This window comes from Caulobacter sp. P1_B12_2, assembly GCF_056406675.1.
The window spans coordinates 1-10,703 of record NZ_JBFTZS010000126.1 but is presented as its reverse complement, the minus strand read 5'-3'; the positions used below and the strand labels follow the sequence as shown (position 1 = coordinate 10,703).

Below are 10,703 nucleotides of genomic sequence, written 5' to 3'. Positions count from 1 at the left end.
GGGTCACGGCGACCAGGTCATACATGGCCGACGGGTTCACCGAGGTCTCGACATAGCTGACGTGATCGCCGGCCGCGTAGTCGCGAGCCACCGCCAGCAGGGCCGGCAGATTGCCGTCGGTCGCCGTGCCGAACCGGCCGAAGGTCGAAAAGAACTGGTCGTGGCCGGACGGCAGGGCCCCGTCGGCGCCGGCGTTGTAATTGCGCATCGACAGCGAGTTGATCGCCCGGCCGTAGAGGGCCGCGTTAGTCTTGCCCAGATCCTTGGCCGACACCTTGCCGGGCGCGTCGCAGGGACCGGTGACAATGGCCGGCAGCGGGCCGGTGGTGACGCACAGGCCGCCCTCCCCGGCCCAGGCCAGGAAGTCCTCGGCATAGGCGGCGCCGGACAGGTGGTTGTGCAGGTCGCCGCCCTTGGGCATGGCCCGCAGGAACAGCCGCAGCTGGGCGCGGTCCTTGACCATGGCGTCGAAGCGGGCGGCCGTGCGGGCCTCGGGGCTCGGGGCGGGCTTTGGGGCGGGCTGGGCGGCGGCCGCGCCCGAGGTCAGCAGCAAGGCGCACAAGGTCACGCCCGCCAGTCGTTTCACGCCGATCATCGTCTCGCCCCGCCCCTGTTTCGCGCCACCCGAAGGTGATTGGCCAAGGTGATCGGCATCGCCCGGCAAATCCAGCCCCAAGATGCTCGGCGCACGGATCGCCGGCCCATTGCCCGCCTTTCAGCGCCCCCGCTTCAGAGCCCGGGCGATCCTGGCCGACGAGGGCCGGCCCGCGACGCCCTTCTTGGGGTTCAGGACGATCACCAGGACGTCGCCGTCGATCCTGACGTCGGCCTTGTCGCCCATCGCCAGGTTCACCCGCCGCCAGCGGGCCAGCAGGTCGCGGCGGCCCGAGCGGTCCAGATCCTCGAACGTCTCGGCGACGACCACGGCCGCGTCGGCGATCGGCCAGGCGGTCTCGGCGGTCGCGGTGTCCACCGCGGTCACGGTCATCGGGTGCTGGGCGGCGCGCGTGGCGCGGTGGCCCGCCGCGACCATGGCCCGGAACRGCGCCACGAACGACAGGGGCCGGCGGGTGGACAACGGCTCGGCGGGGCCGGTCAGCATCACCGCCTGGCCGTCCGGTGTTCGCCGGGTGAACAGGGTCAGGCCGCCCAGCTTGCTGGCCCGCAGCACGGTCTCGCCGACGTCGTTCTTGAACACCGTGTCGCCGCGCGGCGCGGGATGGCCTTCCAGGACCCAGACCTCGTCGCGGTTCTGGAACTTGAGCAGGACCTTGGGGCCGGTGCGGTCCAGCACGAAGACGTCGCCGCCCTCGGTCTGGAAACGGCCGCTGGGCGCGAAGACGGGGCTGGACCGCAGGCCGACCCGAGCCTCCAGGCGCTCCTTGAGCGTTTCGGCCTTCACGCCGGACAGCGGCGACCAGGCCGCCAGAAGCGCCATCGACGTCGCGACCCACCAAGCCTGGCGGCGGCCTGAGCGCCGGAACCTCATCTTGAACGCTGTCCCACGCACCGCGCCGTGGAAAGCCCAGGGCGTCATGAGATTGCCCGCCAATCTCGAGGGGAGAAGCTTGGCCCTTAACGCGGCGAAAGAATGACCGGGCCGGGTTCGGCCGAGGCCGGCCGGGTTTAGGCGACCTTCAGCGGCAGGCTTTGGGCCGCGGCGGCGCCGATCGGGCTGGCCATCAGGTCGGTGATCGCCGGGCCGGAGACGAAGCGCAGGCCGGCGGCGCGACAGGCTTCCAGCTCCTTGACGTCGCGCAGGCCGGTGACGCCCTGGCGGACTCCCTTGGCGCGGTAGGCGCCCTGGGCCGAGGCGAACCGGGCGATCGCCTCGACGCGGGCGCGCAGGTCGTCGTCGGGCAGCGACAGGGTGATGCTGGTGGCCAGATCGCCCGGCAGGGTGCCGACCGGGAAGTTCGGCTCGGTGATGTTCAGGTCGATGAACGCGAAGTGCGGCTGCAGGAACGTGCGGATCTGGGCCAGCAGGCCCAGCGAGGGCTCGCGCGGCGTGTCGTAGATCGTCGCGCCCAGGCGGCCCTGCAGGGCCATCGGATAGCGCGACAGCCGGCGCTTGTAAGCCTCCTGCGAGGCGGGGCTGGTCAGGTTCCAGAAGCTGAACGGCACGAACAGCATGCCCGCGTCGCCGGCCTTGGCGAAGGCGCCCTGGGCGTCGTTCAGGCAGTTGAGGTCGCGGTTCAGCAGGGCGGCGTCCTCGGTGGGACGCGCGCCCAGCAGGTCGGACCGCAGGCCGATCACCGCGCCGACGAAGGATTCCGACGGCGGATGGTACAGGCCCCACCAGCCGGTGGCGGGCGGGGGCGGCGCCTTGGGCTTTTCGGGGACCGGCGCCGGCTTGGGGGCGGCGGGCTTGGACGCGGCCGCGGGAGCGGGTTGGGTCGCGGCCTTGGCGTCGGCCGGCGCGGTCTCGACCACGGGCTCGGCGGCGGGCGCGCTCTGCGGCAGCTCCGTCTTGGCCAGGGCGGCGTGCAGCTGCTCGTCGACCACGGCTTCGCTGGGGGCGCTGGGGACGGCGCGGATCTCTTCGGCGGTGATCACCTGGACGTGGCCGGGTGGGCCGGCATAGCCGCGGCCGGCGATCAGGCTGGCCAGCGACGCCTGGGACAGGCTGGCGAATTGCAGGACGGCCTTCTCGTCGCCCTCGAAGGTCAGCAGGCAGACCTGGCCGGCCTCACGGCCCGGAAACAGGCCGGCTTCCAGCTCGACCGCCAGGGTCTGCATCTCGACCGGATCAAGGCTTTCGGCCTTGGTGTCGGCCAGCACGAAGGCCAGGGGGGCGACGGCGCCGTAGCGTCGCGGGGCCTTCCAGCGATGTTTGAGATACAGGTCCGCGGCGGCTTCCACCTGGGAGACCGGCAGGCTCCGCCCCGCCTCGGCGGTCCCGGCGACCAGAATTCTCAAGCACGCAATAGCCGTCATGGGAGCGGAAACTACGCGCGAAAGCTTGGCGAAATCTTTACGTAAGGATAGCTAACGCCATCTTTACCTCAAAAATCAGCGTTCTTCGCAAAACCGTGACAATTAGGCGCAGCGTTGCTCGGCATGATCCTTCACACACCCCGCGACCGTCATCCTCGGACTTGTTCCGGGATGACGGAGCGGTGGGTTCTAGGCGAACGTCTCCTGCAGGCGGAAATCCAGGCGCTGCTTGACGCCAGGCCAGTCGGCGTCGGTGATCGAGAACACGGCGGTGTCGCGCACGTGACCAGTCCAGGTGATCTTGTGATTGCGCAGCACGCCTTCGCGATCGGCGCCCAGCTTCTCGATCGCGGCCTGGCTGCGGCTGTTGCGCTCGTCGATCATGAACTCCACCCGGATCGCGCCGGCGTCGAAGGCGTGGCCCAGCATCAGGCGCTTGGACTCCGGATTGACCGGGCCCGAACGGGCGTCGGGGTGCAGGAAGGTCGAGCCGACCTCCAAGCCCTTGTGCAGCTTGCGGATGTTCAGATAGCTGGACGTGCCGACCACCTTGCCGTCGCTCAGCCGGCGGATGGCGTAGCCGATCCGCTCGCCGCGCTGGGTCTCGCCCTTCAGCGCGCCCCACCAGTCGGCGAAGCCCTCGCCGCAGCCGTTCGTCGACATGATCTCCCAGCTGGCGGGATCGCAGTCGATCGCGCCCTTCAGCTCGGCGCGCAGGTCGCCAGCCATGTCGAGGGTGATCGGTTCAAGCCGCACGTAGCGGCCTTCGATGGGGTGAATCTGGATGTTCATGGGCGGGACAATGGCCTCGACCGGCGGCGCCGCGCAAGGCCGGGGCGCGGGTCTGGCGCCCCATCTTTCGGTCGAGGTGGCTCTTTGCGCCCGGAAGGACGGCGTGAAGAGTGACGGACGGCCCATCCTGCTGACACGTCCTGACACGCCGATGCGCAAGTTTCGGGCGGCGGCGGCGTGCGAGACCGCCTAACGACGACTCGTGTCCGCTCAAGGCCACGCTGCTGAGGGGGAGACGACCATGATTTCGAACGCGCGCCTGGGGTTCGCATCGCTGCTGGCCGGACTGGCCCTCGCCGCTTCCGCCTTCACCCCGACTTTCGCCTTCGCCGCCGACGCCGCCGCCGCACGCCAAGGCCTGGACGAGGCCTGGTGGACCGGGCCGCTGCTGGCCTCCGGCGCCTCGACTCTGCCCAAGGGCCGCGCCCTGATCGAGCCCTATCTCTACGACGCCAAGCCCTATGGCGTGCTCGACGACAAGGGCAAGCGCCACAGCGCGCCGGACTCCGACACCTTCGGCTCGCTGACCTACCTGCTGTACGGGGTGACCGACACCTTCACCGCCGGCCTGATCCCGCGCTTCGGCTACGCCAAGGCCGGCGGCCGGTCGAGCTCGGGCGTCCAGCTGGGCGACCTGACCGTCCAGGGCCAGTACCGCCTGGCCCAATGGAAGCAAGGCGGGCGCACTCCGACCGTCTCGCTGATGCTGCAGGAGACCCTGCCCACCGGCCGTTACGACAAGCTGGACAACCGCCCCAAGGACGGCTTCGGCAGCGGGGCCTACGCTACCACGGTCGGCCTGAACTCCCAGACCTATTTCTGGACGCCCGCCGGCCGGATCCTGCGCACCCGTCTGAACCTGGCCTACACGGTCTCGGGCCACGCCGATGTCGAGGGCGTCAGCGTCTACGGCACGCCGACGGGCTTCGACGGCCACGCCAAGCCGGGCGACTCGTTCAACATCGACCTGGCCTTCGAATACAGCCTCACCCAGCGCTGGGTGGCGGCCATGGACATCGCCTATCAGCGCGACGCCGCGACCACGGTCTCCGGCCTCGACGGGGCCGGCACGGCCTACGACCGCCGCTCGCCGGTCAGCCACGCCCTGATCCTGGCCCCGGCGGTGGAGTACAATTTCAGCCCCGTCCTGGGCGTGATCGCCGGCGCCCGCATCATCCCGGCTGGCCGCAACACCACCGCCTCGGTGACTCCGGTGATCGCGGTGAACTACGTGCTGTAGGCAGCGGGCGAAAAGGGGGACACACACTCACCCCACGGCCTGCGCCGGACCCGCCTGCGCCTTGCCGTGAGCGTGTGTCCCCACCTGGTCCACCAGCCCGCTTGCCGTCCGCGTCAGTTCGGTCTAGAACGGTTTCAAACAAGTGTTTGAGATCATAAGAACGGGACCGGGAACGTCATGGATTTCGAAATCTCCGCCACCCAGCGCAGCTTCCTCGACCGCGTCACCGCGTTCATGGAAGAGCACATCCGTCCCGCCATCCCGGTCTACGAGGCCGAGATGAACGTGCTCGGAGCCGAGCGCTGGAAGGTCGTCCAGGTCGTCGAGGAGCTGAAGGCCAAGGCCAAGGCCGCCGGTCTGTGGAACTTCTTCATGCCGCCCCACAGCGGCCAGACCCATGTCGACGACACGTTCCAGTTCGAGGGCGTGCAGCTGACCAACCTGGAATACAGCCTGATCGCCGAACAGCTGGGCAAGATCGGCTTCGCTTCGGAGGTCTTCAACTGCTCGGCGCCCGACACCGGCAACATGGAAGTGCTGATGCGCTACGGCACGCTGGAGCAGAAGGAGCGCTGGCTGCGCCCGCTGATGAACGGCGAGATCCGCAGCGCCTTCCTGATGACCGAGCCGGCGGTGGCCAGCTCGGACGCCACCAATATCGAGACCCGCATCGAGCGCGACGGCGACTTCTACGTGATCAACGGCCGCAAGTGGTGGTCGTCGGGCGTCGGCGATCCGCGCTGCAAGGTCGCCATCGTCATGGGCAAGACCGATCCCGACAACGCCAGCCGCCACCAGCAGCAGAGCCAGATCCTGGTGCCGATGGACGCCCCCGGCATCGAGATCGTCCGTATGCTGCCAGTGTTCGGCTATGACGACGCCCCGCACGGCCACGCCGAGGTGATCCTCAAGGACGTTCGCGTGCCGGTCGAGGAAGGCCTGCTGCTGGGCGAGGGCCGCGGCTTCGAAATCGCCCAGGGCCGCCTTGGCCCCGGCCGCATCCACCACTGCATGCGCACGATCGGCACCGCCGAGGTGGCGTTGGAGAAGATGTGCCGCCGCCTGATGAGCCGCAAGGCGTTCGGCAAGTACATCTCCGACCAGTCGGTCTGGGAGGAGCGCATCGCCGAAGCCCGCATCAACATCGAGATGTGCCGCCTGCTGTGCCTGAAGGCCGCCGACATGATGGACAAGGCCGGCAACAAGTCGGCTCGCCTCGAGATCGCGATGATCAAGGTCGCGGCCCCGCGCCTGGCCCTGAAGATCATCGACGACGCCATCCAGGCCCACGGCGGCGGCGGCGTCACCACCGACTTCGGGCTCGCGAAAGCGTATGCCGGCATCCGCACCCTGCGCCTGGCCGACGGCCCGGACGAGGTGCACGAGCGCACCATCGCCCGCATGGAGTACGGCAAGTACGGCGACCTGGCCTATCAGCAGAAGGTCGAGCGCGAAGCCGCGCGGGAAGTGGCCGGGATCCGCTGATCCACGCCCTGGGCGTCCAAGACGAAGGCCTCCCGGATCGCTCCGGGAGGCCTTTTCTATTGCCCCATGATCAACCGTGAAGACGCCGGCTGATCACCAACGACGCTGGGCCGGCTGCAGGGGCTCTTGGCGCACCTCCGAATAGGTCGAGCCCGGTTGGTAGTCGGCGAGGCCGGACGGCTCTTCGGGAACGGGGGAGATCGCCGCCACGCGCACGCCCGCCACCGGGATCAACACGCCGCGAGCCGCACGCGAAGCCGCCGCCGCCGGGATCGGCGAGGCCGCCGGAGCCCGCGCCGCGCCGGCCGCGTCGTTGACGCATTGGGCGGTGTCGCTCAGCGCGTGCTTGCCCAGGCAGAAGACATCCTCGTACTGCGGACCGGCCACGGCCAGGCATTGGTACAGGTTCAGCTTGGCCATCTTCATGCAGTTGGCGCTCTTCTCCTCGCGCATGACGTTGTCCAGCCCTCCGACATGGTCGTCGTCGGCCGCGCCCAGCAGCGCCAGCGCCGCCAGCGCCGCGGCCCGCACGGTCACCGGGGTGAAGACCGCCCCGCCCTCGCCGCCGCCGCCGAAGCCGCCGCTCGCGCCTTCACGCGGGGCGGTCGCCGCCTGGATCAGCCGGCCGGAGTCCTCCTCGCCAGGATTGAAGAAGGCGGACGACATGGCCTTGACCCTGGCCAGGCGGCCGGCGCCGTCGGCGATCGGCCCCTGCGACCAGTCCTGGCGCTGGATGTCATAGGCCGCCTGCTTGACCGCCCTGCCGGTGACGCCCAGCGGCGCGCCGCGTTTGAGCAGGGCCGCCTGGGCCCTGCCGGCCGCAGCTCCGACGCCCTCGATCTCGATGACGCTCTCAGGATCGTCTTGCAGACGGGCGGCCAGCACCTCGGGCGGGGTGTTGCGCGTGGCCCGGCGAACCCCGTCGATGAAGGCTTGCTCCTGCAGGGCCGCGATGGCCCCGTAGGCGATCATGCCGGCGTCCAGCTGCTCGGCCTGGTAGGCCGAACCCTTGGCCAGGGCGTCGGCGACGCCCCCGCCGTCCGCGAACGCCGCCGAGATGGTCCCGACGCCGCGCGTGTAGGTCTCGAACGCGCTGGCCGCGGCGACGATGTCGCGGGCCAGACTGACACCGGGCTCGCCGCGCTCTTGGCGCGCGACGGCCCCTCCTCCGACAAGCACACCAGACACGGCGACAGCGGCGATGAGCGCGCTCGTCGCCCAAAGAACAGGATTTTTCATCTTCCTAGCCCCAGGCTGAACCTCAGCCCCACTAAACGTCCCTCAATGTCGAGCATTCCTCAATACTTACGTCAAATCGAGCCATATTGTTTGCGTATTGGAATATTTTTATTGCCCATATTTGTCGCCATAGGGGACTTCATCGGCCATAATCAGGGTTTTAACCTATGGAATGTCGAGAATTCGACACTTCTATGCTGTGGTTAACACAAGCTCGCGAACTCAGATCGGTGGGATGAAGGCGGATTAGTTCCCTGTCGGCACCGGCGAACTCATCGCCGCCATCGACTGGCCGGCCACGGGGATCATGAACCCCGGAACCGGGCGCGGGGTCGGCGCCGGGGCCGCCGTCGGGACCTTCGCCCCGCCGGCGGCGTCGTTGACGCACTGGGCGGTGTCGATCAGGGCGTGCTGTCCCAGGCAGAAGACGTCCTCGTAGTGCGGACCGGCCACGGCCAGACACTGATAGAGGTTCAGCTTGGCCATCTTCATGCAGAACCCGCTCTTCTTCTCGTGCATGACGACGTCCAGCTTTGCGACGTCGTCTTCGCCGGCCGCGCCCAGCACGGCCAGGGCCGCCAGGGCGGCGGCGCGCACGGTCACCGGGGTGAAGGCCGCGCCGCCCTCGCCGCCCCCGCCGAAGCTGGAGGACCCGCCCGCTTCACGCGGCGCGGTCGCCGCCTGGATCAGTCGTCCCGCGTCGTCGTCGCCGGGCGTAAAGAACACAGCCGACATCGCCTTGACCCTGGCCAGGCGGCCGGCGCCGTCGGCGATCGGGCTCTTGGACCAGTCCTGGTGCTGGACGTCGTAGGCCGCCTGCTTGACCGCCTTGCCGGTGACGCCCAGCGGCGCGGCGCGCTTGAGCAGCGCCGCCTGGGCCCGGCCGGCGGCCGCGCCGACGCCGTCGATCTCGACGACGCTCTCGGGATTGGTCCGCAGACGCTCGACCAGCGCTTCGGCGGACGTCTCGCGCGCCGCCCGGCGCACGCCGTCGATGAAGGCTTCCTCCTGCAAGGCCGCGATGGCGCCGTAGGCGACCATGCCGGCGTCCAGCTGCTCGGGCTGGTAGGCCGCGCCCTTGGTCAGCGCGTCAGCGACGCCGCCGCCGCTCTCGAACGCCGCCGAGATGGTCCCCGCTCCGCGGGTGTAGGTTTCGAAGGCGCTGGCCGCGGCGACCAGGTCGCGGGCCAGGCTGACGCCGGGCGCGCCGCGCTCCTGGCGTGCGACCGCGCTCCCTCCGACGAGCGTGGCGGAGATGGCGACGGCGGCGATCAGCGCGCTCGTCGCCCAGAGAACAGGATACTTCATGGTGATGGCCCCACACCCAACTTGGGGCCTATTGGGCAACCATCGCGGTTGATCGCCTCGTAATGTTCATACCGAATCGGACGTTAAGGTTCGTGTATTGGACCGTTTTCGGTGCGCGATTTGTCGCACCAAAGCTTGAGTAGCGGCGACAATGTCGGGATTGTATCATTGAATACAGAAGTGTCGAGAAGTAGACATTCGCGACTCGATGAATTTGGCGCCTCGAAGATCACGCCCACGCGATTGCGGCCGGACAGATGACGACGTCCGAAAACCGCGAGACGTCGTCCCGCCCGGGGCTATGATCGGGCGCATGGATCTCGACCCCGACGTTTGCTACCGCGCCATCCAGACCCGCGACGCCCGCTTCGACGGCCGGCTGTTCGTGGCCGTGAGGACGACGGGCATCTACTGCCGGCCGGTGTGCCCGGCCCGCACGCCGCTGCGCCAGAACGTCACCTTCCACGCCAGCGCCGCCTCGGCCCAGGAGGCCGGCTATCGCGCCTGCCTGCGCTGCCGGCCCGAAACCTCGCCGCAGCTGGGGGCGTGGAACGGAGCGTCCAATACGGTGTCTCGCGCCCTGGCGCTGATCGAGGCCGGGGCGCTGGACGACAGCGACGTCGAGACCCTGGCCGAGCGCGTGGGCGTCGGCGGGCGGCAGCTGCGGCGATTGTTCCTGCAGCACCTAGGCGCGACGCCGGTCGGGGTGGCCCAGACCCGGCGGGTGCTGCTGGCCAAGCAGCTGATCCACGAGACCGACCTGCCGATGGGCGAAGTGGCCCTGGCCGCCGGCTTCGGCAGCGTGCGGCGCTTCAACGAGACCTTCCAGCAGCTCTACGACCGGCCGCCGGCCGCCCTGCGCCGGCGCAAGACGCCCACCGCGCCTCCGGGGGAGGCCATCTCCCTGACCCTGCGCTATCGCCCGCCCTACGACTGGGAGGGCATGCTGGCCTTCCTGGCCATGCGCGCCATTCCCGGCGTCGAGGCGGTGGACAACAACGTCTACCGCCGGGTCATCGCCCTGGACGGCGCGGCCGGGACCATCGCCGTGACGCCGCTCGACGGCGACCGTCTGAGCGTGGCGGTGCGCTTCCCCAAGCCCTCGGCCCTGCCCCGCATCCTGACCCGGGTGCGCGGGGTGTTCGACCTGTCGGCCGATCCGGTCGGCATCGGCGAGGTGCTGTCGGGCGATCCGGATCTGGCGCGGATGGTGGCGCTGCGCCCCGGCCTGCGGGTGCCCGGCGCCTGGGACGGGTTCGAGCTGGCGGTGCGGGCGATCCTGGGCCAGCAGATCACCGTCATCCAGGCCCGCAAGCTGGCCGGCGACCTGGTCGCGGCGCACGGCGAGCCGCTGGCCGAGCCCTGGGCGCAACCCGGCCTGACCCACGCCTTCCCGTCCGCCGAGCGCCTGGCCGCCGCCGATCTCTCCGGCTTGAAGATGCCCGGCGCACGCATTCGCTGCCTGTCGGCCATGGCTCGGGCCATCGCCGACGACCCGAACCTGCTGGCCCCGACCGCCGGCCTGACCGAGATGGTCGCCCGCCTGCGCGCCCTGCCCGGCATCGGCGAATGGACGGCCCAGTACATCGCCATGCGCCAGCTGCGCGAGCCCGACGCCTTCCCGGCCGCCGACGTCGCCCTGATGCGCGCCCTGGCCGACACCGACGGCGTTCGTCCGACGGCGGATCAGCTGCTGGCCAGC

Annotated in this window: 9 protein-coding genes and 1 pseudogene; 4 read left to right on the top strand and 6 right to left on the bottom strand. The window is 69.8% G+C overall.

Annotation, left to right across the window (positions count from 1 at the left end; genetic code table 11):
* The 4 genes and pseudogenes from AC1DZ6_RS10000 to AC1DZ6_RS09985 all read right to left on the bottom strand — a co-directional run.
* A pseudogene (locus AC1DZ6_RS10000) lies at positions 1-595 on the bottom strand (adenosine deaminase); the annotation flags it as partial.
* Between the two features lie 120 nt (positions 596-715).
* Positions 716-1,438 (bottom strand): DUF4908 domain-containing protein, encoded by a 723-nt coding sequence (locus AC1DZ6_RS09995; protein WP_477097035.1) that lies wholly within the window; start codon positions 1,436-1,438, stop codon positions 716-718.
* 188 nt (positions 1,439-1,626) lie between these two features.
* Positions 1,627-2,919 (bottom strand): hypothetical protein, encoded by a 1,293-nt coding sequence (locus AC1DZ6_RS09990; protein WP_477097034.1) that lies wholly within the window; start codon positions 2,917-2,919, stop codon positions 1,627-1,629.
* Positions 2,920-3,126: 207 nt separating this feature from the next.
* Complete coding sequence (locus AC1DZ6_RS09985) at positions 3,127-3,729, bottom strand: GNAT family N-acetyltransferase (RefSeq protein WP_477097033.1); 603 nt, start codon at positions 3,727-3,729, stop codon at positions 3,127-3,129.
* Here AC1DZ6_RS09985 and AC1DZ6_RS09980 point away from each other — a divergent pair.
* The 3 genes from AC1DZ6_RS09980 (at position 3,728) to AC1DZ6_RS09970 (ending at position 6,454) form a co-directional block, all read left to right on the top strand.
* Positions 3,728-3,922 (top strand): hypothetical protein, encoded by a 195-nt coding sequence (locus tag AC1DZ6_RS09980; RefSeq protein WP_477097032.1) that lies wholly within the window; start codon positions 3,728-3,730, stop codon positions 3,920-3,922. The genes AC1DZ6_RS09985 and AC1DZ6_RS09980 overlap by 2 nt on opposite strands.
* A gap of 48 nt (positions 3,923-3,970) precedes the next feature.
* Positions 3,971-4,969, top strand: coding sequence for a transporter (locus tag AC1DZ6_RS09975; protein WP_477097031.1), 999 nt, complete (start codon positions 3,971-3,973; stop codon positions 4,967-4,969).
* 177 nt (positions 4,970-5,146) lie between these two features.
* On the top strand, positions 5,147-6,454 hold the full coding sequence (locus AC1DZ6_RS09970; protein ID WP_477097030.1) for an acyl-CoA dehydrogenase family protein: 1,308 nt from the start codon (positions 5,147-5,149) through the stop codon (positions 6,452-6,454).
* A gap of 93 nt (positions 6,455-6,547) precedes the next feature.
* On the opposite strand, the gene AC1DZ6_RS09965 is transcribed toward AC1DZ6_RS09970, so the two are convergent.
* Together AC1DZ6_RS09965 and AC1DZ6_RS09960 are read right to left on the bottom strand one after the other, a co-directional pair.
* A complete protein-coding gene (locus AC1DZ6_RS09965; protein WP_477097029.1) occupies positions 6,548-7,642 on the bottom strand; it encodes a hypothetical protein in 1,095 nt (364 codons plus the stop codon).
* Positions 7,643-7,939: 297 nt separating this feature from the next.
* Positions 7,940-9,001 carry a hypothetical protein gene (locus tag AC1DZ6_RS09960; RefSeq protein WP_477097028.1) on the bottom strand — a complete coding sequence of 354 codons (1,062 nt, stop codon included), beginning with the start codon at positions 8,999-9,001 and terminating at the stop codon, positions 7,940-7,942.
* Positions 9,002-9,314: 313 nt separating this feature from the next.
* Between AC1DZ6_RS09960 and AC1DZ6_RS09955 the strand changes: the two genes are divergently transcribed.
* Positions 9,315-10,703, top strand: a 1,389-nt coding sequence (locus AC1DZ6_RS09955) for an AlkA N-terminal domain-containing protein (protein ID WP_477097027.1), incomplete at its 3' end; no start/stop codon positions are given.